Origin of the sequence: Methylocapsa aurea (assembly GCF_000746085.1) — a bacterium.
GTDB lineage: Bacteria > Pseudomonadota > Alphaproteobacteria > Rhizobiales > Beijerinckiaceae > Methylocapsa > Methylocapsa aurea.
In genome coordinates this window covers 88476-109788 of the sequence record NZ_JQKO01000010.1, presented here as the reverse complement: position 1 = coordinate 109788, position 21313 = coordinate 88476, and the positions used below count along the sequence as shown (strand labels likewise).

At 61.2% G+C, this 21313-nt stretch carries 17 protein-coding genes and 1 tRNA gene; 10 read left to right on the top strand and 8 right to left on the bottom strand.

Annotation, left to right across the window (positions count from 1 at the left end):
* Nucleotides 1–2: 2 nt before the first annotated feature.
* The 5 genes from DL86_RS08185 (at nt 3) to greB (ending at nt 9933) form a co-directional block, all read left to right on the top strand.
* Nucleotides 3–3122, top strand: coding sequence for an MdtB/MuxB family multidrug efflux RND transporter permease subunit (locus DL86_RS08185; protein ID WP_036260296.1), 3120 nt, complete (start codon nt 3–5; stop codon nt 3120–3122).
* Nucleotides 3119–6418, top strand: coding sequence for an efflux RND transporter permease subunit (locus DL86_RS08180; RefSeq protein ID WP_036260081.1), 3300 nt, complete (start codon nt 3119–3121; stop codon nt 6416–6418). Before DL86_RS08185 ends, DL86_RS08180 begins: the two co-directional genes overlap by 4 nt.
* 140 nt (nt 6419–6558) lie before the next feature.
* The gene (locus tag DL86_RS08175) at nt 6559–7512 is read left to right on the top strand and encodes an acetyl-CoA carboxylase carboxyltransferase subunit alpha (protein WP_036260294.1); all 954 of its coding nucleotides are present in this window, start codon (nt 6559–6561) and stop codon (nt 7510–7512) included.
* A 270-nt stretch (nt 7513–7782) separates the two neighbouring features.
* Nucleotides 7783–9192: a L,D-transpeptidase family protein gene (locus tag DL86_RS08170; RefSeq protein WP_051952982.1), complete on the top strand. Its 1410-nt coding sequence runs from the start codon at nt 7783–7785 to the stop codon at nt 9190–9192.
* Between the two features lie 198 nt (nt 9193–9390).
* Nucleotides 9391–9933: a transcription elongation factor GreB gene (gene greB, locus DL86_RS08165; RefSeq protein ID WP_036260078.1), complete on the top strand. Its 543-nt coding sequence runs from the start codon at nt 9391–9393 to the stop codon at nt 9931–9933.
* 15 nt (nt 9934–9948) lie between these two features.
* On the opposite strand, the gene DL86_RS08160 is transcribed toward greB, so the two are convergent.
* The 4 genes from DL86_RS08160 to DL86_RS08145 all read right to left on the bottom strand — a co-directional run bounded on the left by DL86_RS08160 (nt 9949) and on the right by DL86_RS08145 (nt 13593).
* A complete protein-coding gene (locus DL86_RS08160; protein WP_036260075.1) occupies nt 9949–11565 on the bottom strand; it encodes a fumarate hydratase in 1617 nt (538 codons plus the stop codon).
* Between the two features lie 221 nt (nt 11566–11786).
* Complete coding sequence (locus DL86_RS08155; protein ID WP_036260074.1) at nt 11787–12251, bottom strand: PTS sugar transporter subunit IIA; 465 nt, start codon at nt 12249–12251, stop codon at nt 11787–11789.
* A gap of 107 nt (nt 12252–12358) precedes the next feature.
* Nucleotides 12359–12964 (bottom strand): ribosome hibernation-promoting factor, HPF/YfiA family, encoded by a 606-nt coding sequence (hpf, locus tag DL86_RS08150; RefSeq protein ID WP_036260072.1) that lies wholly within the window; start codon nt 12962–12964, stop codon nt 12359–12361.
* Between the two features lie 544 nt (nt 12965–13508).
* A tRNA-Tyr gene (locus DL86_RS08145) sits at nt 13509–13593 on the bottom strand.
* A gap of 158 nt (nt 13594–13751) precedes the next feature.
* Between DL86_RS08145 and rlmB the strand changes: the two genes are divergently transcribed.
* A complete protein-coding gene (gene rlmB, locus DL86_RS08140) occupies nt 13752–14609 on the top strand; it encodes a 23S rRNA (guanosine(2251)-2'-O)-methyltransferase RlmB (protein WP_051953026.1) in 858 nt (285 codons plus the stop codon).
* 40 nt (nt 14610–14649) lie between these two features.
* Here rlmB and yidD read toward each other — a convergent pair whose 3' ends face one another.
* The gene (gene yidD, locus DL86_RS08135) at nt 14650–14982 is read right to left on the bottom strand and encodes a membrane protein insertion efficiency factor YidD (protein WP_051953025.1); all 333 of its coding nucleotides are present in this window, start codon (nt 14980–14982) and stop codon (nt 14650–14652) included.
* A gap of 142 nt (nt 14983–15124) precedes the next feature.
* Between yidD and DL86_RS08130 the strand changes: the two genes are divergently transcribed.
* Entirely contained in the window at nt 15125–15934 is an 810-nt protein-coding gene (locus DL86_RS08130) for a MipA/OmpV family protein (RefSeq protein ID WP_162180407.1), read from the top strand.
* Nucleotides 15935–15965: 31 nt separating this feature from the next.
* Here DL86_RS08130 and DL86_RS08125 read toward each other — a convergent pair whose 3' ends face one another.
* Nucleotides 15966–16412 carry an iron-sulfur cluster assembly scaffold protein gene (locus DL86_RS08125; RefSeq protein WP_036260067.1) on the bottom strand — a complete coding sequence of 149 codons (447 nt, stop codon included), beginning with the start codon at nt 16410–16412 and terminating at the stop codon, nt 15966–15968.
* A gap of 182 nt (nt 16413–16594) precedes the next feature.
* Here DL86_RS08125 and folE point away from each other — a divergent pair, with 182 nt between their 5' ends.
* The 3 genes from folE (at nt 16595) to DL86_RS08110 (ending at nt 19583) form a co-directional block, all read left to right on the top strand.
* Entirely contained in the window at nt 16595–17233 is a 639-nt protein-coding gene (folE, locus tag DL86_RS08120) for a GTP cyclohydrolase I FolE (protein WP_036260066.1), read from the top strand.
* Nucleotides 17234–17330: 97 nt separating this feature from the next.
* On the top strand, nt 17331–17744 hold the full coding sequence (gene hisI / locus DL86_RS08115; protein ID WP_425348908.1) for a phosphoribosyl-AMP cyclohydrolase: 414 nt from the start codon (nt 17331–17333) through the stop codon (nt 17742–17744).
* Between the two features lie 687 nt (nt 17745–18431).
* The gene (locus DL86_RS08110) at nt 18432–19583 is read left to right on the top strand and encodes a patatin-like phospholipase family protein (protein ID WP_245276304.1); all 1152 of its coding nucleotides are present in this window, start codon (nt 18432–18434) and stop codon (nt 19581–19583) included.
* Nucleotide 19584: 1 nt separating this feature from the next.
* Here the strand turns inward: DL86_RS08110 and DL86_RS08105 are convergent, their stop codons facing one another.
* Nucleotides 19585–20016 carry a CBS domain-containing protein gene (locus DL86_RS08105; protein ID WP_036260064.1) on the bottom strand — a complete coding sequence of 144 codons (432 nt, stop codon included), beginning with the start codon at nt 20014–20016 and terminating at the stop codon, nt 19585–19587.
* Nucleotides 20017–20508: 492 nt separating this feature from the next.
* Nucleotides 20509–21234 (bottom strand): carbonic anhydrase, encoded by a 726-nt coding sequence (locus DL86_RS08095; protein ID WP_051952980.1) that lies wholly within the window; start codon nt 21232–21234, stop codon nt 20509–20511.
* Between the last annotated feature and the right edge of the window lie 79 nt (nt 21235–21313).

Sequence of the window (21313 nt, the reverse complement as noted above, 5' to 3'; positions counted from 1 at the left end):
TGATGAATCCATCGAGGCTTTTCATCCTGCGGCCGGTCGCGACCACGCTTCTTATGGCGGCGATCCTGCTTGCTGGCGGCGTCGCTTACGGCTTCCTGCCGGTTTCGGCCCTGCCGGAAGTGGACTATCCGACGATCCAGGTGCGGACCTTCCTGCCCGGCGCCAGTCCGGAGGTGATGACCTCCTCGGTGACGGCGCCGCTGGAGCGCCAGCTCGCCCAGATGCCCGGCCTCAACCAAATGACCTCGGCAAGCTCCGCCGGCGCCTCCGTCATTACTTTGCAATTCAATTTGGCCCTGGCCCTCGACATCGCCGAACAGCAGGTCCAGGCCGCGATCAACGCCGCTAATAATCTGTTGCCGGCCGGCCTGCCGGCGCCGCCGATCTACGCCAAGGTCAACCCGGCCGACGCGCCGATCATGACCCTCGCCCTCAGTTCGAAGACCTTGCCTTTGACCGAACTGCAAGACATCAGCGAGACGCGGCTGGCGCAAAAGATTTCGCAGCAGCCGGGCGTCGGACTGGTCAGCATCAGCGGCGGCCAAAGGCCGGCGATGCGCATCCAGTTCAACCCGCAAGCGCTCGCCGCCTATGGCCTCAACATCGACGATCTACGCACCACGATCGCCAACGCCAACGTCAATTCGCCCAAGGGCAATTTCGACGGCCCAACCCAGGCCTCGACGATCAACGCCAATGACCAGATCATCAGCGCCGAGGGTTACCGCGACCTGGTGATCGCCTACCGGGATGGCGGCCCGGTCCGGCTCTCCGACGTCGCGACCGTCGTCCAGGGCCCGGAGAATGCCAAGCTGCGCGCCTGGGCCAACGCTGCGCCGGCGATCATTCTCAATGTCCGCCGCCAACCCGGCGCAAATGTAATTGCGGTCGTCGACGGCATCAAGGCGCTGTTGCCAAAGCTCGAAGCGAGCCTCCCCGCCGCGGTCGACATCAGCATCATCAGCGACCGCACGACAACCATTCGCGCTTCGGTCAAGGATGTCGAGCTCGAGCTCGGGCTGGCGGTCGCGCTCGTTGTCCTGGTAATCTTCGCCTTCCTGCGCAACCTGCCGGCGACCATCATTCCGAGCCTTTCGGCGCCTTTGTCATTGATCGGCGCCCTTGTCGCCATGTATCTCCTTGGCTTCAGCCTCGACAACCTTTCCCTGATGGCGCTGACCATCTCGACGGGCTTCGTCGTCGACGACGCCATCGTCATGATCGAGAACATTAGCCGCTATGTCGAGGAAGGGGAGTCGCCCTTGCAGGCGGCGCTGAAGGGATCCGGACAGATCGCCTTCACCATCATCTCGCTGACGCTTTCCCTGATCGCCGTGCTGATCCCGCTGTTGTTCATGGGCGATGTGATCGGCCGCCTGTTTCACGAATTCGCGATCACGCTGGCGGTCACGATCGTGATTTCGGCGGTCGTCTCGCTTACCCTCGTGCCGATGCTCTGCGCGCGATTGATCCGCCATCGCCCCGAGGCCGAGCGCAACCGCGTCGATCTCATGGCAGAGCGCGCTTTCAACGCGACCGTCGCGCTTTATGGCCGGGCTCTGGAGGTCGTGTTGCGGCATCAGCCGCTCACCCTCTTCGTCGCGATCGCTACCCTCGTCCTGACCGTGGCGCTCTATATCATCATTCCGAAGGGCTTCTTCCCGGTGCAGGACACCGGCATGATCCAAGCGATTTCGCAAGGCCCGCAGAGCATTTCCTTCGAGGCGATGGCGCGCCTGCAGCAGCGCCTTGGCGATGAGATCCTGAAGGATCCGGCGGTCGAGAGCCTAAGCTCGTTCATCGGCGTCGACGGCGACAACCCAACGCTGAACAGCGGCCGGTTTCTCATCAATCTCAAACCGCGCGACGAGCGCGGCCTCAGCGCTGGCGAGGTCATTTCCCGCCTGCAAGACGAAGTGTCGGGGATCGCCGGCGTCTCGCTTCATATGCAGCCCGTGCAGGATCTGACGATCGATTCCAATATTGGCTTGGCGCAATATCGTTTCATTTTGCAGAACGCCAATCCGGCCGAGTTCAAGACCTGGACGCCCAAGCTGGTGGAGCGGCTTCGCCAGCTGCCGGCGCTCGCCGACGTCGCAAGCGATGCGCAACAGCAAGGACTCGCCGTCGACCTCGTGATCGATCGGGCCACGGCGGCGCGCTTTGGAATTACGCCCGCAAGCGTCGACAACGCGCTCTATGACGCCTTCGGCCAGCGCATCGTTTCAACGATCTTCACCCAATCGAACCAATATCGCGTCATCCTAGAGGTCGATCCCGCCCTGCAAGGCAAACTCGACAGCCTGTCCTTGTTCTATTTGCCATCGTCGTCCTCGACGACCAATGGACAGGTTCCGCTCTCGGCAATCGTTCATGTCGAGCAGCGCATGGGTCCCTTGCTGATCACGCATCTCGGACAGTTTCCGGCGACGGCGATTTCGTTCAATGTCGCGCCTGGCGCCTCGCTCGGCGACGCCGTGGCGGCGATCGAAAAAGCCGAAGCCGAGATCGGCCTTCCGGACAGTTTCGTCACCTCGTTCCAAGGCGCCGCCGCGGCCTTCCGGGGCTCGATGGCCAATGAAACTTTCCTGATCATCGCCGCCGTGATCACGATGTATATCGTGCTCGGCGTGCTTTACGAAAGCTTCATTCACCCGATCACGATTCTATCGACGCTGCCGTCGGCCGGAGTCGGCGCGCTGCTCGCCTTGATGGCGTTTGGCGGCGAACTCGACGTCATCGCGGTGATCGGCATTATTTTGCTGATCGGCATCGTCAAGAAGAATGCGATCATGATGATCGATTTTGCGCTCGACGCCGAGCGCACCGGCGGACTCTCGCCGCGCGACGCGATTTTCCAGGCCTGCCTCCTCCGGTTCCGCCCGATTCTGATGACGACCATGGCGGCGATCCTTGGCGCGCTGCCTTTGATGCTGGGAACAGGGACCGGCTCGGAGTTGCGCAATCCGCTCGGAATCGCCATCGTCGGCGGGTTGGTGGTGAGCCAGGTGCTGACTCTGTTCACGACGCCGGTGATCTACCTTTATTTCGACCGCCTCGCGGCCCGCCTCTCCCGGCGCCGGCCGGCGGTCCCGCTTGCCGAGGGCGGAGCTTCGGGATGAACCTCTCTGCGCCATTTATCGCGCGGCCGGTGGCGACCACGTTGCTCACTGTCGGGATCGCCTTGGCCGGGATTTTGGCGTTTCTGAAGCTGCCGGTTTCGCCGCTGCCGCAAGTCGATTTTCCGACGATTTTCGTGCAGGCGCAGCTTCCAGGAGCAAGCCCGGACACGGTCGCGGCGAGCGTCGCAAGCCCGCTCGAACGCCATCTCGGCCAGATCGCCCACGTCACCGAGATGACCTCGAAGAGCAATGTCGGACGGACCGGAATCGCCCTGCAATTCGACATCGATCGCGACATCGACGGAGCCGCGCGCGACGTCCAGGCGGCGATCAATGCGGCGAGAGCCGACCTGCCGACGGCGCTGCCGGGAAATCCCACCTACCGCAAAGTCAATCCAGCCGACGCGCCAATCCTCATCCTCGCCTTGACGTCGAAGACGCTGACGCCCGGCCAGATGTATGATTATGCGACCAACATCCTGCAGCAAAGGCTTTCGCAGCTCCAAGGCGTCGGCCAGGTCGTCATCGCCGGCGCCGCCCTGCCCGCCGTGCGGGTCGAGATCAATCCGCACGCGCTCTTCCAATATGGCGTCGGGCTCGAAGACGTGCGCGCCGCGCTCGCCTCCGCCAACGCCAACAGTCCGAAGGGCGCGATCGAGGACGGCGAGCGATTGTTCCAAATCTACACCAACGATCAAGCCACTCGCGCCGCCGATTATATTCCGCTCATCATCGCCTATCGCAACGGCGCCCCAGTGCGTCTCATCGACGTCGCCGAAGTGCGGGATTCGGTCGAGGACCTCCGCAACCTGGGGCTGGCCAATGGCAAACCAGCGGTGATCGTCCTCGTGTTTCGACAACCTGGCGCGAACATCATCGGCGCCGTCGATAGCGTGAAGGCGGAATTGCCGCATCTCCAGGCCGCGATGCCGAGCGATATCGAAGTCAAGCTCGCCTCCGATCGCAGCAACACGATCCGCGCCTCCTTGCTCGATACGGAATGGACTCTGCTGACGGCGGTCGCCCTGGTGACGCTGATCGTCTACGCCTTCCTGCGCGATTTTCGCGCGACTCTCATCCCGACCGTCGCAGTGCCGATCTCGATCCTCGGCACATTCGGCGGGATGTATCTGATGAATTTCAGCCTGAACAATCTGTCTCTCATGGCGCTGACCATCGCGACCGGCTTCGTCGTCGATGACGCCATCGTGGTTCTCGAAAACACCATCCGGCATGTCGAGGCCGGGATGGGGCGCGTCGAGGCCGCGCTGCGGGGCGCGCGCGAGGTCGGGTTCACGGTGCTCTCGATCAGCATCTCCCTCATCGCAGTGTTCATCCCGATCCTGTTCATGGGCGGCATCCTTGGCCGCCTGTTCCGAGAATTCGCCGTCACGCTCTCGCTCGCCATCCTGGTCTCGCTCGTCCTTTCACTGACCTTGACGCCGATGATGTGCGCGATTTTTCTCAAGCCCCGGCCGCCGACGACGACGCGCCGACGCAGGTTCGATCCGCTGCGCATCATGCTGCGGGCCTATGAGCAATCGCTCGGCTGGGCGTTGCGCCACGGGATCCTCGTGATGCTTGTCTTGCTGGCTACGATCTGCCTCAACGTTTATCTCTTTTCGATCGTGCCAAAGGGCTTCTTTCCACAACAGGACACCGGCCGGATCATCGGCGGCATTCAGGCCGATCAGAGCAGCTCGTTCCAAGCGATGCGGCAAAAGCTCGGCGAGCTTCAATCGATCGTGCAAAGCGATCCGGCGGTTGACAGCGTGGTCGGCTTCACCGGCGGCGGCGAGACCAATTCAGGATCGATTTATGTCAGCTTGAAGCCCAAGGCGGAGCGCAGCGAAAGCGCCGATGAAGTCATCGGCCGGCTTCGCCAGAAGCTGGCACAAGCGCCGGGCGGGCGCCTGTTCCTGCAAGCGGTGCAGGATATCCGCCTCGGCGGGCGGCCCAGCAATGCGCAATATCAATTCACCCTTCAGGGCGACAGCACGAGCGAGCTCCACGCCTTCACGCCGCGCCTCGTCGAGGCCCTGCAACACAGTTCAGTGCTCGCCGACGTCAACTCCGATCAGCAGCAAGGCGGGCTGGAGACGGATATCGTCATCGATCGCGACACCGCCTCGCGCCTCGGGATCACGGCGAGCCAAATCGCCAATACCCTCTACGATGCGTTCGGACAGCGGCAGGTTTCGACGATCTACAGCGCGATCAATCAATATCATGTCGTGATGGAAGTCGAGCCGCGCTTTTGGCAGGATCCGGCGATCTTGAAGGATATCTATGTCAGCACGTCGGCAGGCAATCCGCGCGGCACGGCGACCACCAATTTGGCCTCGGGAACCGTGACGGGCGGGGCCAGCGCCGCGACGGGGCCGTCAAGCGCCGCCGCCGGCGTGAATTCAACCAATGATTCGGCGCGCAACGCGGCGACCAATGCGATCGCCAATACCGGCAAAAGCGGCGCCTCGGCGGGCGCCGCCGTCAGCACCGCGCGGGAAAAAATGGTCCCGCTCGCCGCTTTCAGCCGTTACGAGCGGGGCGCCACGCCCCTGTCGGTCAACCATCAAGGCCCATTCGTCGCGAGCACGATTTCGTATAATTTGCAGCCGGGCGCTTCGCTCAGCGACGCCCGCCGCGAAATAGCCCAGGCGATGGCGGCGATCCATATGCCCGCCACCATCCACGGCAGTTTGCAGGGCAATGCCCGCGCCTTCGAGGAATCCCTCGCCAACGAACGCTTCCTGATCCTGGCCGCCCTGGTGACGGTCTATATCGTCCTCGGCATCCTTTATGAGAGCTTCATCCATCCGATCACGATCCTTTCCACCCTGCCCTCCGCCGGGGTCGGCGCGGTGCTCGCGCTTTTGCTGTTTCGGACCGAGTTCAGCATCATCGCCCTCATCGGCGTGATTTTGCTCATCGGGATCGTCAAGAAAAACGCGATCATGATGATCGATTTCGCACTCGAGGCGGAGCGGACGGAGGGGCTTTCGCCGCGCGAGGCGATTTTCCGCGCCTGCATGCTGCGGTTTCGTCCGATCATGATGACGACCATGGCCGCAATCCTTGGCGCGGTTCCGCTCGCCCTGGGCCTTGGCGACGGCGGTGAAATAAGGCGCCCGCTGGGGATCGCAATCGTCGGCGGGCTGATCGTCAGCCAGATGCTGACCCTCTACACGACGCCAATTCTCTACCTTTATCTCGACAGGTTCCGCCTCTGGTCGAAGCGGCGGATGGCCCGCCTCTTCCCGCGTCTGACGGGGCCAGCTCCTTCGACCCCGCTCTAACTCCCTTTCAAGGGTGGATCCGCCCGCTTCAGCACATGCGAGGCAAGGCGTTGATGAAACAAATGGCGCACCGCCGCAATTTCTTGACTTCGCAAGGCAAACTAGCCAGTTTTCGCGCTCCTGAAACAAACTTGGCGCCGATGCAAAGCTATCTCGATTTTGAAAAACCCGTTGCCGAACTCGAAGCCAAGGTCCAGGAATTGCGCCAGCTTGCTGCGCAAGGCGACGCCGTGGCCATCGGCGAGGAGCTGACGAAACTCCAAGGCAAGGCGGAAAAGGCGCTGGCCGACCTTTACGCTAGTCTGACGCCCTGGCAGAAGACTCAGGTCGCGCGCCATCCGCAGCGGCCGCATTTCAGCGACTACGTGAGGGCGCTCGTCAGCGATTTCACGCCTTTGTCGGGCGACCGCCAATTCGGCGAGGACGCCGCGATCATTGGCGGCTTCGGCTGGTTTCGCGGCCGAGCGATCTGCGTCATCGGACAAGAGAAAGGCTGCGGCACCGCAGGGCGAATAAAGCATAATTTCGGCATGGCGCGGCCGGAAGGCTACCGCAAGGCGGTCCGAATCATGCAACTCGCCGACCGATTCGATCTGCCGGTCGTCTCGCTCGTCGACACGCCGGGGGCATTTCCCGGCGTCGACGCCGAGGAGCGCGGGCAGGCTGAAGCCATCGCCCGGGCGACGGACGCATCGCTCGCCCTCGGCGTGCCAAATATCGCAGTCATTCTCGGCGAAGGCGGCTCCGGAGGCGCGATCGCGATCGCAAGCTGCAACCTCGTCCTGATGCTGGAAAATGCGATCTACACTGTCGCCTCTCCCGAAGCTTCCGCGTCAATTTTGTGGCGAGATTCGGCGCGCGCTGAGGACGCCGCCACAAATATGAAAATTACTGCCCAAGATCTGCTTAAATTCGGGATCATAGAGAAGATCATCGTCGAACCCGTCGGCGGCGCCCATCGCGATCCATTGGCGGCGGCGGCGGCGGTTGGCGAGGCCATCGCCGAGGGTTTGAGGGATTTCGAGCATATGTCTCCCGAAGAACTCAGAGCGTCACGCAACGACAAGTTCTTAAATATCGGGCGTAAAACATAAACAAAAAGCCGGCGGAAGGCTCGCGCAAGGCTGCGGTCTTAACCACGGATAAAATTAACGACAATGATCGGGACCTGGTCAAGCACTCGGTAACCTGCCTCTAAGGATGCCGGCGGTAGACCATGTCGGTACGTAGCGAAACCATTCGCTAGAGCGCTCCCCGATCGCATGGCGCCATGTGATCGAAGGGAAACGCTCAATATCAAAGAGTTGGAGCATGTCCTGATCGAAAAGATCGACAAGGATTTGCTCTAGACGGGGCGGGACACAATGCGCTGCAACCCTTTTGTTCGCCACTTGGGCGCTTTCGCGCTTCTTGCTTCAGCCGCCGGCTTGCTGGCTGGCTGCGAGGACAGCGCCGGCATCGCCACCAATTCGCGCGCCTACGCGCCGATTCCTCCCAAGACCCTCGCGCTGATGGCGGCGAATGACACGTCGAAAAGCGCGCCCGTCCTCATCCGCGCTTACAAAAAAGAGGCCGAGCTCGAAATCTGGAAGATGAAGGCGGATGGCCAGTATGCGCTTTTGAAAACCTATCCCATGTGCCGCTGGTCGGGGCAGCTTGGGCCCAAGGCGCGCGAGGGCGATCGCCAAGTGCCGGAAGGCTTCTATTCGATCACGCCGGCGCAGATGAACCCAAATTCGGCCTATTATCTCTCCTTCAACGTCGGCTATCCCAATGCCTATGATCGCGCGATGGGCCGCAGCGGCGGTTCTATCATGGTGCATGGCATCTGCTCTTCGGCCGGCTGTTTCTCGATGACCGACCCGCAGATCGGCGAGATCTATGCGATCGTGCGGGAAGGTTTCGCCGGCGGCCAGCGCGCCATCCAGATGCAATCCTTTCCTTTCCGCATGACCGCCGAAAACCTCGCCAAATATAGGCTCGATCAGAACATCCCCTTCTGGAAGCAATTGAAGGAAGGCTCGGACAATTTCGAGGTGACAAAGCAGGACGTCGCCGTCGGGGTCTGCAACCGGCATTATGTCTTCAACGCGACTCCGGCGAATGGCGGGCGTTTCGAGGCCGCCGCCGCCTGCCCGCCCCTGAAACGCGACGAAAGCATCCAGACCGCAGTCGCCGCCAAAGAAAAGCGCGACGAAAGCAAGGTGGCCGAACTGGTCGCGCTAGGCGTTCGTCCGGTGCGCACGGTCTATGCCGATGGCGGCCAGCATCCGGACTTCGCCTCGCTGTCCAGCTATGCGAGCCGCCCCGAGGCGCTGGTGCGCGGTCCGATCGAAATAGCGCTCGATGAAGGCAAGGCGAAGAAATCTCGGCTCGCCCCTGTGGTGCAAATGGCTGGGCTCAAAGAAAGCGCCGCGACGGCGGCGAGCGGCAAGCCAGACCCCGTCGAGGCGACGGCGGCCGCGCCCGAACCGGCCAAGCCGCAACCTTCCCTGTTCAGCCGCTTTTTCGGCGCCAAACAAGCCGACCCGCAGCCCGAGGCGCCGACCGTGGCCGTCAACGAGCCGGCGGTTCCCCAAGCGGCCGACGTTCCCTTGCCGCCCAAGCGCAACCAGCTCTCAGCGGGAGCAAAACCGCAGGCTTCATTGCTCGCGCCAAGCGCCACGGTCCCGGTTAAACGGCAAACCGCGCCGCCGCCTGCCAAGCCCATCACCGGCGCAGCGCTCAGCTTGCCGACGACCGGCTTCACGGCGCTCGCCCAAATCGGGCATTGAGCCCACCGCGCTTAAATCATCGCCGGGACTCGTCCCGGCCCGGCGCGCTCCCAGACCGAAATCGATGGCGCTCGATCGTTCTTGGACGCGTGATCTCTCTCGTCCAAGAAGTCTGCAACCTTTTAAAGACTATGGCATTTTCTTAACGCGGATTGGCGTCCACTTCACCTTAATTGCCGCAAAATCTCGATTGGCGCGATGAGCAAGGCCTTCACCAAGGAAGCCGAGACGGACGCTGATCTCGACGACGAGATCCCCGCTCTCCCGGCTGGCGTCAAGAATTACATCACGCCCCAAGGCCTCCAGCGGCTGCGCGACGAATTTGCGCAATTGCATCAGATCGAGCGCCCCCAAATCGTCGAGACGGTGTCCTGGGCGGCCGGAAATGGCGACCGATCCGAGAATGGCGACTATATTTATGGCAAGCGCCGCTTGCGGGAAATCGACCGAAGGATTCGCTTTCTCCGCAAAAGGATGGAAATCGCCGAAGTCGTCGATCCCGCGCAGCAGAAAGACAAAGAGCGCGTGTTTTTTGGCGCCACAGTCCACTATCTGAACCAGCGGGATGAAGAGAAAACGCTGAGAATCGTCGGGATCGACGAAGCGCGGTCGGAATTCAACGAAGTCAGCTGGATCTCGCCGATCGCCAAGGCGCTGTTGAAATCCGAGGCAGGCGATATTGTCGAGGTTCGGACGCCAAAGGGCGTCGAGCGCATTGAGATTTTGAAAGTCGCCTATTGAGGCGGACTTATGCGCTCACCCCAAATTCAGCTCCTTGAAGAAATCATTGCCCTTGTCATCGATCACGATGAAGGCCGGAAAATTCTCCACTTCGATCTTGAAAATCGCTTCCATGCCGAGTTCAGGATATTCCAGGACCTCGACCTTCTTGATGCAATCTTGCGCCAGCCGCGCCGCCGCGCCGCCGATCGAGGCGAGATAGAAGCCTCCATGCTTGGCGCACGCCTCTCGGACATGGCCGGCCCGATTGCCTTTGGCGACCATCACCATCGAACCGCCGGCGCCCTGAAACTGATGGACATAAGAGTCCATCCGTCCCGCGGTCGTCGGACCGAATGAGCCCGACGCAAAGCCTTCCGGCGTCTTGGCCGGGCCTGCGTAATAGACCGGATGATTCTTGAAATAATGCGGCATGGGTTCGCCGGCTTCCAACCGCTCGCGGATCTTGGCATGGGCGAGATCGCGGGCGACGATCATCGACCCGGTGAGCGAAAGCCTGGTTTTGATCTTGTGCCGCGACAATTGCGCCAGAACCTCGGGCATCGGCCGGTTGAGATCGATCTGGACGACCGCGCCGCCAAGCCCGGCCTCGTCGATCGCCGGCAGATAGCGCGCCGGATCCTGCTCGAGCTCCTCGAGGAAAACTCCGTCGCGGGTGATCTTGCCCAAGGCCTGCCGGTCGGCCGAGCAGGAGACGCCGATCCCGATCGGCAGCGATGCGCCATGCCGGGGAAGGCGCACGACGCGCACGTCATGACAGAAATATTTGCCGCCAAATTGCGCGCCGACGCCAAGATCCTGCGTCAGCCTCCAGATTTCATCCTCAAAGCTGAGATCGCGGAAGGCATGGCCGTCATGTCCCCCGCAAGTCGGCAGCTCATCGAGATAATGCGCCGAGGCGAGCTTGACGGTCTTCAGGTTCAGTTCCGCCGAAAGTCCGCCAATGACGATCGACAGATGATAGGGGGGACAGGCCGCCGTCCCGAGCGTCAAAATCTTTTCCTTGAGGAAATCGACGAGACGCTCATGGGTCAGAAGAGATGGCGTTGCTTGAAAGAGGAACGTCTTGTTGGCGGAGCCGCCACCCTTGGCGAGGAAGAGGAATTTATAAGCGTCCTCGCCCTCGGCGTAGATTTCGATTTGCGCAGGCAGATTGGTCCTCGTATTGGATTCCTCGAACATGGAAAGGGGCGCGAGCTGCGAATAGCGCAGATTCTTTTTCTGATAGGCGTCCCTTATGCCTTGCGCCAGCGCGCTCTCGTCTTCGCCTTCAGTCAGGACAAGCCGCCCTTTCTTGCCCATGACAATCGCCGTGCCAGTGTCCTGACACATGGGCAGAACGCCGCCAGCGGCAATATTAGCATTCATCAATAAGTCATAGGCGACGAATTTATCGTTCGACGAGGCTTCCTGATCGTCGAGAATTTTGGCGAGCTGGGCAAGATGCGCCGGCCGCAGCAAATGATTAATGTCGCTCATGGCCTGTTCGGCGAGCGCGCGCATCGCCTCGGCTTCGACGAAAAGGAACTCGCGTTTCCCCAATGTCTCGAGCCGAACCCCATCCGAGCCGAGCTTGCGATAAGGCGTCCTGTCCTTGCCGAGCGGAAACAGCGGCTGATATTGAAAGGTCATTGTGGAAGGCTTTCTTCGGATCGATGGCTAGAGTTGCTTTCAGATCCGATGCAATCGGAAAGCGGCTCCAGCTCCTTAGCTTGTGGCATTTTCTTAAACCGACGCGGCATTGCCTTCGTTCGGAAATGCTCAGGCGTGTTTTAGACCCTCACGCTGGTCTGTCCAAGAGATCCGTCACAAAGGAGCCGGGCGATCCGCCGCAACGGGACGCCCTGGAGGCGTCACGCCGCGTGCGAGGCTGTTTCTTCGGTGAGCACCGAATAAAGCGCGGTGACGTCGCGCGCCGCGCGAAGCTTCGCCGTGATCAGCGGGTCGCGGAGCAGGCGCGCCATCCGCGCCAGCGCTTTCAGATGGTCGGCGCCAGCCGATTCTGGCGCGACCAGGAGGCAGATGAGATCGACTGGGGCGCTATCGAGCGCCTCGAAGTCGATCGGACGGACGAGCCGGGCGAAAATCCCGAAGATCGAATCAGCCCTGGCGAGTTTGGCGTGAGGAATGGCGATGCCAGCGCCGATGCCGGTCGAGCCAAGGCGCTCGCGCTGAAGCAATGCATCGAAGATTTCCCTGGCCGGAAGGCGAGACAGGAACGCGGCTCGATCGCTCAGTTCCTGAAGCGCCTGCTTTTTCGCATGCGCCTTGAGCGCGGGGATGACCGCCTCGGGGGCGATCAATTCGGTCAACAACATTGGATAAAGCAATCTGGTCTGAACCCGCTCTTAGGAAAATTCACGCGACGAAAACACAAGCTGCCCAAGAACCGCCGAATTTCCTGGAAATCGTTCCTGGTCGCCGATCACGGCCGGCTGGGATCGATCCAGCCTATATTTCCATCCGGGCGGCGATAAACAATATTGGTGCGGCCGTCGGCAGCATGACGAAATATTATGACAGGCGCATTGGTCGAATCCAGCTCCATGACGGCGTTGGAAACCGTCATTTTCTTGAACGCGGAAGATGGCTCCGCGATCACGGTCGGATTTCTCGCCTTCTCATCCGGTTCCGGGCTACGCGGGGCTGATTCGACAACCACTGCGTCGATCCCGTCGTCTCGCTTCCGGCCGGCGGTTTGCTCGTCCGAGACCAACTCTTCAGCCGCAAGGATCACATGGTGGTCCGAAAGCCGCTTCCGGTGGCGCCGCACCCGCCTCTCGATCTTGTCGGCAGCTCGATTGAAACTGTCATAGGGCTCCCGCGCCTTCGCATCCGCCTGAAGCGTCGCGCCCGAATTCAGATGCAATGTGCAATCTGTGCGAAACCCCGATCCTTCTGGTTCAATTATAACATGACCGACGATCGGACCGGCGCCATATTTTGCGATGGTGGAATCAATCCGCGCCTGGACATGAGCGCGAAGAGCTTCGCCGATGTCCAAATTCTTGCCTGAGACGCGCAAAGCCATTGCTCATTCTCCGCTTTCAGGCGCCGCCGATTGTTGATTGCGATCGCCTTTTTAAGGCAATTTATAAAGGGTTAGGAGGCTCGCGAGGCGAAGTCAATGGCTCGACGAGCCTCCCGCCTCCCCGTCAAAACTCCTGTTCGGCTTCCAATTTCTGGTGGCGAAAATGGGCGCATCCTTCACGTCAGGCCCAAGAATTTTCTTCAAGGGCCGCCTTTTCAGGCCTCGGTTTCCGATCATTCTTCATGTTTCATACATCGTAATGAAACAAAGCCAATGTACGATAAAACACAGAGCTAACGAAAAAAATTGCATAAGTGGCCAATTGCCGCATGACGCCAGTGCCTACCTCAAAAATCCAAGCGGCTTTTTAAAATCGGCGCCGCGCTTCGAATTGGCGCGCTTCTCGATCAAATCAAGAAACGACTGCGCCTTGGCGGCAGGAGAAGGAGGCGGCGCTCCTCTCCGCGACAGAGAACGTCCTCGAACTCCAGGAATCCTGGCTCAAGCGAGGCGGAAAGCCAACGCCAACAGCGCCAGAGCAGATTGGTGGGGGAGGTAGGACTCGAACCTACGAAGGCGTAGCCAGCGGATTTACAGTCCGCCCCCTTTGCCGCTCGGGACACTCCCCCAAAAGCCCCGCGGACAGGGCAATCGTGGATGCGCTTATGCGAACCGGACCTGCCCCTGTCAACCTAAAATCGCCGCCGATGGCGATGCTCGATTGCGCGAGCCGCGCCATCGTGAGAGGAACAGAGCCCATCGCGCGCAGATCGGGACCAAGCAAATCTTGACACGGCACACATCGAAACGCCCTGGCGACAAGACAAGCGCCTCTCCTGGGCGCCAACCGCCCCGCCCGCCCGCCGCGAAGCATCCCCCTGTCCGCAAGCAGGCGCAAAGCCCGGCGCCGGCGTTTCGGCGGCCTTCGGCCGAACTCGCCGTCCTATACGGCTTTCATGCGGTGCGTGAAATATTGCGCAGCAAGAACCGGAAACTACTTGATATATTCGCAACCAAGGCGGCTGCGGAACGGCTTTGCCCCGAGATCGAAAGCGCGGGCTTAATCGCCCATATCGTCGAGAGCGAGGACCTCGCGCGGCGGCTCGGCGCCAATGCGGTGCATCAAGGCGTGATGGTCGAGGCGCGGCCGCTCGAGCCCCTCGATCTCAGCGACATCGCCACGCGAAGCGGCGTCATCCTCGTGCTCGATCAGATCACAGATCCCCATAATGTCGGCGCGATCCTTCGAACCGCGGCGGCCTTCGGCGTCGACGCCTTGGTGATGACGGAACGCCATGCCCCGGACATGACCGGAGTCGTTGCGAAGGCGGCTTCCGGCGGCCTTGAGCATGTCGCTATTGTGAGCGTCGTCAATCTCGCCCGCGCGCTCGAGCAATTGGGAGATATGGGCTATCTGCGCATCGGCCTCGACTCGGAGGCCGCGACGCCATTCGAGGAGGCGCCATTGGCCCGCCCCCTCGCGCTGGTGCTCGGCGGCGAAGGCAAAGGCATGCGCCGCCTCACCCGAGAAAATTGCGATCATCTCGCCCGCCTCGACATGCCCGGCGCGATCAAAAGCCTCAATGTATCCAATGCTTGCGCGGTCGCACTCACTCTCGCGCACATGCGCCTGCCGCGCCTTTAGGACCTATTGCGGCGCAGCCGCCTGCTTGCGGCGGGCGCGTTCAATCCGACAACGGCCCGCGCCAGCGGCCGTAGGTCCACGGGCGCAGCCAATGCGAGCCAGGCGGCCGGGTTTTTGGCGGCGGATCGAATCCAGCCGTGCCCCATGGATGGCAGCGGCAAAGGCGCGCCAGTCCCATGAAGCCGCCCGCCCAAAGTCCATGCCGCGCGATCGCCTCATCCATATAGTCCGAGCAGGTCGGCAGATGCCGGCACTGCGATCCCGCCAGGGAAGAGAGCGTGAGTTGATAGGCGCGAATGGCGCCATGCGCGGCCAACCGGCCGATGTGAAAGAATCGTGGCGTCTTGGCGAGGTCGCCGTGTTTGCGGGTCATGCGGGCGACTGGGTCATGCGGCATTCTCGATCATGAGCGCGTGTGGCATATCTGCACTGGCGAGTCTCCGGACCAAAGCTCATAGTATCAGCCCAATCATTCGACTCAAAGCTCCGGTGCCGATTTGTCGCGCGTCAAACAATTGGCTCTCTCCAGCTTTTTCACTGTTTCCGCCTCCTTGGCTTTCGCGGCTGACGCCACATTTTCACCCGCTCAGCCCGTAGAGCCGGCCGGAGGCTGGACCGTCACCCTTGGCTTGGGTCCGCAGGTCGTGACCTCCTTCCCCGGCGCGAGCGCCTATCGCGTCTGGCCGACGGGGACGCTCGCTTGGCGCGGACCGAACGATCCGCCTGCCTTCGCCGCCCCCGACGATGGTTTTGGCGTCGCGCTTTTGGACCTTGGCTGGATCAAGGCTGGACCGGTCGGCCGCCTCCTTCCTCGGCGCGGCTTGAGCGGTGGCAACGGAAATTTTTACGGCTTGAATAATGTCGGCTGGACGCTTGAACTTGGCGGCTTTGTCGAGCTTTGGCCCTCGGAAAATTTGCGCGCGCGCCTAGAGCTGCGCCAAGGCGTCAACGGCAGTCGCGGCCTCGAAGGCAATGTCGGCATCGATGTCGTCGAGCGGTTTGGTCCTTTCACGGCCTCGATTGGTCCTCGCCTGGCGCTTGGAAACGACCAATTCATGCGCGCCTATTTCTCCGTCACCCCCGCCGAAGCGCTTGTGAATGGAAATGTCTTTCCCTACCAGGCCTATGGCGGCGTGACCTCCTTTGGCGGCCTCGCATCGCTCAAATATAATATTACGCCCGCCTGGGGCGTAACCGCCTTTGGCGGCTATAATCGGTTGGTCAATAGCGCCGCCGAAAGCCCGATTCCGAACCGGCTCGGCTCCCTGAACCAGTTTAGCGCCGGAGCGATCGTCGCTTATTCCTTCCATTTTGGCGGGTTCTGAGCAATTCCACATATGGAAGGCGACAAAGCTGCTATTCAGCCGCCGCGCGCGCCGCTGTCTCGATCTGGTTGACGCAGTCGAGGGTCGCCTCGAACGCAAGCAAGGTCGAGGCATGGCGCGCCTTGAAATCGCGCACCGGTTCGAGGACGGCGATCTCGGCCCATTTTCCGCCGGGCGCCGGTCCATTGTTCTTGAGCATGGCGCGAACCTGGTCGCGCAGCGCCCGCAACTCCGATCCGGTCGACCCAACCACGTTGCGGGCCATGATCGAGGCGGCGGCCTGGCTGAGCGCGCAAGCCTTCACGTCATGGGCGAAATCGACCACTTTCCCCTCGTTCATGACGAGATCGACGATAATCGTGGAGCCGCATAATTTCGAATGGGCCTTCGCGGTGGCGTCCGGCGCGGCGAGCCGGCCAAGGCGTGGTATGTTCCCTGCAAGATCGAGGATCTTTTGGTTATAGATATCTGTCAGCATGGCTTGGCCTAGAAAAAACGTTCAGGTGACGACGCTGAGCGCATACTATATAGGAACAAGGGGCGTGGCGAACGAGATTTGGCGCTATTCCACGAAACCCTCCCCGGACCCACGTCCGTCCGGCGCTCCCGTCATTGGGAGTGAGGCGAAGGACGCTCATTCACACTATTTGGAGGCACCACATGGATGCCGTGGTTAAGTCCTTGCTCGAACGTCCGCTGCCGCAATCAAGCAGTTCTCCGCTCGAACGTCCCACCCGCGAGGAGGCCGAGGCGGCGGTCCGCGTGCTGTTGCGCTGGACCGGCGACGATCCCGACCGCGAGGGACTGCGCGACACGCCCAAACGCGTCGTCAAAGCTTATGAGGAATTTTTCTCAGGCTATGCGGAAGACGCGACCAACGTCCTCTCGCGCGTGTTCGAGGAAGTGCATGGCTATGACGACATCGTTCTGGTGCGCGATATTCCATTTTCGTCGCATTGCGAACATCACATGGTTCCCTTTTTCGGCTGCGCCCATATCGCTTATTACCCTTCCGAGGATGGCGTCGTTGGCCTGTCGAAACTCGCCAGACTGGTCGATGTCTTCGCCAAGCGCCTGCAAACGCAGGAAGCTCTGACGGCGCAGATCATCGGCGCGATCGACCGGCATCTGCACCCGCGCGGCTGCGCGGTCATGCTCGAAGCCGAACATATGTGCATGTCCATGCGCGGCGTCCGCAAACATGGCGCGGAGACCATCACGACCCAATTTACCGGCGTCTTCCGCGACGATCCGTCGGAGCAGGTCCGGTTTTTCACTTTGCTGCGCGGCGGCAAGTGAACCCAATCAAGACAAAGTGAGCCAGGCGCCGGCGCCCCTTGTGCCGGTTCCTTTCCGGACTGATCCGAGGGAGCCCGTTGCCGCAGCGGAGCCGTCTATCGTGAACCAGGGCGAAAAAAGCGACCTTGAGGAAGGAACCGCCTTCGCGCCGAGATTCGACGCCGACGGGCTGATCGTCTGCGTCACGCGGGCGGCGAGCGATGGCGAGATTCTCATGCTCGCCTATATGAATGCTGAGGCCTTGCGCCTCACGCTTGAGACTGGCGTGGCGCATTATTGGTCGCGCTCGCGGCAAAGCCTCTGGCGCAAGGGCGAAACCTCGGGCCAAATCCAAAAAATCATGGAAATCCGAACCGATTGCGACCAGGACGCCTTGCTCTTGAGCGTCGAAGCCGGCGGCGACGGGGGCGCATGCCATACCGGCCGCAGGTCCTGCTTTTACCGGAAAGTCGCCGGCGAGGGGGCCAATGCCGCGCTGGTCTTCGATGACGGCGCGATCGCGCCACGGTGAAACGCCCGGGCGCTTGTATTGGCGCGCGATCAATCCAACATATCCGCAACGCGTCGAGATCATGCTCTAAGGCCTATTCCGGCCGCGCGGGACGATTGCGCCGCCGGCATGGGCGTCGCAAGATGGCTTCGGCGGGCTAGAGCATGATGCCGAAAAGTGGAAACCGGTTTTCGGACGACATCATGCTCTAACTCTTTGATGAGAGGCGGATTCAGACTTTGGACGAGATCGCGTCGCGATTCCGTCCAAAATCATCCGGCTCTAATTGAAACGGGAGATCCTTCATGTTTCCATGGCGGCATCCGAAAAATTCACTTCCGGCGGCTGAGCAACTCCCGCGTCGGCGCCTCTCGTTCAAGGCGGTCTATCTGGCCTATGCCCTGTTGCTGATCATAGTGGTCCTACTGCTGTTCGCTCAACTTGCGCCGGTCTGAGCAGTGACTGTTTAGAGTTTATTCATGAAATCGCGGAAACCTTCTTGATTGGAGGGCGCGCGGCGTTGTCGCAAATCGTCGAATAGGACGGCTGCCTCCAATCTTAGGGGGTGGAGCCAATTGGATTTCGGCGGAGCTGGAAGCCATTCTCGTTTCATTCTGGCGCGCTCGAATATTTTGCTCGCAGTTTTTGAAACGCGCCGCCCATCTATGAATTGTCATTCGGGGAGGGAAACGATCTGGAGGCGCCGACATGTTTATGCTCAGGTCCAAAGATGCGCAGCTCGTTGCGCCTCGGCATGACCATCCGAGCCGGCCGCCGCACGCTAAAACCGGCGAATTGAACAAGGCGTCTCCAGCTTCACACAAGAGGTCAACCATTTCAGGCGAACGCGACCATCCCGCGCAAAGCGCGGCGCCCTCTCCCCGGAGGCCAAAAATCGGCATAGCGCTGGGCGCCGGCGCCGCGCGCGGCTGGTCGCATATCGGCGTTTTGCTTGAACTGGGCGAACACGGCATTCATCCTGACGTCGTCGCCGGCACATCGATCGGGGCCGTGGTCGGCGGCTGCTATGCCGGGAGCAAACTCGACACGGTCGAATTGTTCGCGCGCGGCCTCACGAAGAAGCGTGTGGTCAGCATGATGGATGTGTCATTCTCCGGCGTCGGGATTCTTGGCGGCGGCAGGCTCAGGGATCGCCTCGATCAGGCGATCGCGGGGCGCAGCTTCGCGGAGCTCGACAAAGGCTTTGCCTGCGTCGCGACCGAAGTCGGCACCGGCCACGAAATCTGGCTGACCAAGGGCGACGCCTCGGAGGCCATCCGCGCCTCCTATGCCCTGCCAGGAATTTTCGAACCCGTGCGCATCAATGGCCGCTGGCTATACGATGGGGCGCTTGTCAATCCGGTCCCTGTCACGGTCTGCCGCGCGCTCGGCGCCGATATCGTCATCGCAGTCAACCTTATCGGCGACAATGCGTTTCGCGGGACAGTCATCGATGACCGTCTTTCGATCGAGCCGGCGCTCGAAAGGCTCGGCGTCGAAGCGGTGCAGAACTCCCGCACCTTGGCCTCCCGCCTTTTCGGCGGCGTGGGCGGAAATATACGCCGGCTTTTCGGCCGGCGGGAGGACGGCGCCCCAGGCATCGCAAGCGCGATGATGGACGCCTTCAACACCGCGCAAGGCAGGATTTCGCGCTCGCGACTGGCTGGCGATCCGCCCGACGTCATGATCAACGCCCGCCTCAGCAAGATCGGCCTGTTTGATTTTCACCGCGCCGACGAACTCATCGACATCGGGCGCGACGCGACGCGGCGCGCGATTCCCGAGATCGCAGACTATATCGCCCTGACGCCGTCGACGGGCGACGACGTCATGGCCCGCTTGACGCCATTCTCAGAGTAGATCAAGCCGTCGCGATATATTCCCGCATCGCCTTATGTTCGAATTCGCATTCGGCGAGGCGGTGCTTGACCAGATCGCCAATCGAGATGAGTCCGGCAAGCCTGCCGTTACTGACGACAGGGAGATGACGAAACCGTTGATTGGTCATTTGTTCCAAGGCTTCGTAAACATGCACGTCCTCGGTCGTCGTGGTCACCTTTATCGTCATGTGCATCGACACGGCGTCGTTGAACACATTGGCGCCGCGCTTGGCCACCGCGCGAATAATATCGCGTTCGGATAGAATCCCGAGAATGCGGCCTTCGACATCGGCAACCACGACCGCGCCAATATTCTTGGCGACCAAGACTTCGGCGACTTCGGCCAAAGTCCGATGCGGCTGAGTTGTGACGACGTCTCGGCCCTTGGCCGCAAGAATCAACGCTACTGTCATCTTCACCTCCCTAAGCGCCCGCCTAAACGGCTTCACGAACTTTTATTATTTCGTTTGCTTCAACCGCCCACCGGCAGCGGCAAATTCTTCTAATAGAATGCGCTTGTTCCAGATGCCGCGCAAGATTGCGCTTCCCCGGACGACCCGCCAAAGCCGGCCGCTCGCTTGAACCAAGCGCTTGGCCCTGTAGGGTATAACGCGGTTCAGTTCAAAATGGTTCGGCGAAGAAACGCGCCATCGGTCGAGCCGCGCGCGGGCGGGAAATTTAGAGCATTTTTGAGCGAAGTGGATACCGGTTCGCGTTAAGAAAATGCGATAAAACAAAGACCTAAAGCATGATGCCGAAAAGTGGAAACCGGTTTTCGGGCGACATCATGCTCTAACTCTTTGATGAGAGGCGGATTCAGACTTTTGATGGAACCGCGCTGCGATTCCATCAAAAGTCATCCGGCTCTAGAGCTGCTTTCTGATTCCGCGGAAACTGAAAGCGCTCTAGAATCTTGGTTCGGCGAAGGCCGTGGCGTGCGCCTTCGCCGACACCGGCAAGAAGCGCCCGGACGCCTCATCAAGCGCCAGCAATCGGCCTTCGGCTATGCTGAAATAGGCGCCGTGAAGGCTCAGCTTGCCGCGCTGCTCCAGCGTCGCGACGGCGGGAAAGCTGCGGAGGTTGGCGAGGCCCTGGACGATCGAGGCGAGCGCCAACCGCTCGACATAATCAGCGAGCGGCTCGGATGCGGGCCCCACCTTGGCGGCGGCGGCCGCGATCAAGCTCATCCATTTGCCGATGAAATCGCCGGAGGAGAGCGGCCTTTGATAGGGATCGAGATCGCTTTCCGCATAGGCGCGCACGCCGCCGCAGCTCGCATGGCCAAGCAGCACGATATGCTCGACGCGAAGCCCGAGCACGGCATATTCGAGCGCCGCCGAAGTGCCATGCAGGCCGTCGTTCGGCGCATAGGGCGGCACCAGATTGGCGACATTGCGAACGACAAAAATTTCGCCTGGCCCCGCGTCGAAGATCACCTCCGGCGAAACCCGCGAATCGCAGCAGCCGATCAGCATGATGCGCGGATTTTGCCCGGCCCGCGCCAAATGCTGGAAGCGATCATATTCGCGCGCATAGCGGCCGCCGAGAAAGGCTTCATAGCCGGAGACGAGCCGGTCCGGCAGAAGCGGGCGGGCGGGAGCATCGGCGGGGGGTGGAAGCGGCTCGGACATGGCTCCGATTTAAGCCTTGCCGGGAGGATGCGCAATCTCGGTTCGCGACGCGAACGGCGTCCGTACCGAAAACCTATCC

Bases quoted from the DNA above. Each gene is read 5' to 3' on its own strand.
- DL86_RS08175 (WP_036260294.1), top strand. From the start codon at position 6,559: ATGCAAAGCTATCTCGATTTTGAAAAACCCGTTGCCGAACTCGAAGCC.
- DL86_RS08110 (WP_245276304.1), top strand. From the start codon at position 18,432: ATGTTTATGCTCAGGTCCAAAGATGCGCAGCTCGTTGCGCCTCGGCAT.
- DL86_RS08155 (WP_036260074.1), bottom strand. From the start codon at position 12,251: ATGTTGTTGACCGAATTGATCGCCCCCGAGGCGGTCATCCCCGCGCTC.
- DL86_RS08185 (WP_036260296.1), top strand. From the start codon at position 3: ATGAATCCATCGAGGCTTTTCATCCTGCGGCCGGTCGCGACCACGCTT.
- yidD (WP_051953025.1), bottom strand. From the start codon at position 14,982: ATGACCCGCAAACACGGCGACCTCGCCAAGACGCCACGATTCTTTCAC.
- hpf (WP_036260072.1), bottom strand. From the start codon at position 12,964: ATGGCTTTGCGCGTCTCAGGCAAGAATTTGGACATCGGCGAAGCTCTT.
- DL86_RS08160 (WP_036260075.1), bottom strand. From the start codon at position 11,565: ATGACCTTTCAATATCAGCCGCTGTTTCCGCTCGGCAAGGACAGGACG.
- greB (WP_036260078.1), top strand. From the start codon at position 9,391: ATGAGCAAGGCCTTCACCAAGGAAGCCGAGACGGACGCTGATCTCGAC.
- folE (WP_036260066.1), top strand. From the start codon at position 16,595: ATGGATGCCGTGGTTAAGTCCTTGCTCGAACGTCCGCTGCCGCAATCA.
- DL86_RS08105 (WP_036260064.1), bottom strand. From the start codon at position 20,016: ATGACAGTAGCGTTGATTCTTGCGGCCAAGGGCCGAGACGTCGTCACA.
- DL86_RS08095 (WP_051952980.1), bottom strand. From the start codon at position 21,234: ATGTCCGAGCCGCTTCCACCCCCCGCCGATGCTCCCGCCCGCCCGCTT.
- DL86_RS08170 (WP_051952982.1), top strand. From the start codon at position 7,783: ATGCGCTGCAACCCTTTTGTTCGCCACTTGGGCGCTTTCGCGCTTCTT.
- DL86_RS08125 (WP_036260067.1), bottom strand. From the start codon at position 16,412: ATGCTGACAGATATCTATAACCAAAAGATCCTCGATCTTGCAGGGAAC.
- DL86_RS08180 (WP_036260081.1), top strand. From the start codon at position 3,119: ATGAACCTCTCTGCGCCATTTATCGCGCGGCCGGTGGCGACCACGTTG.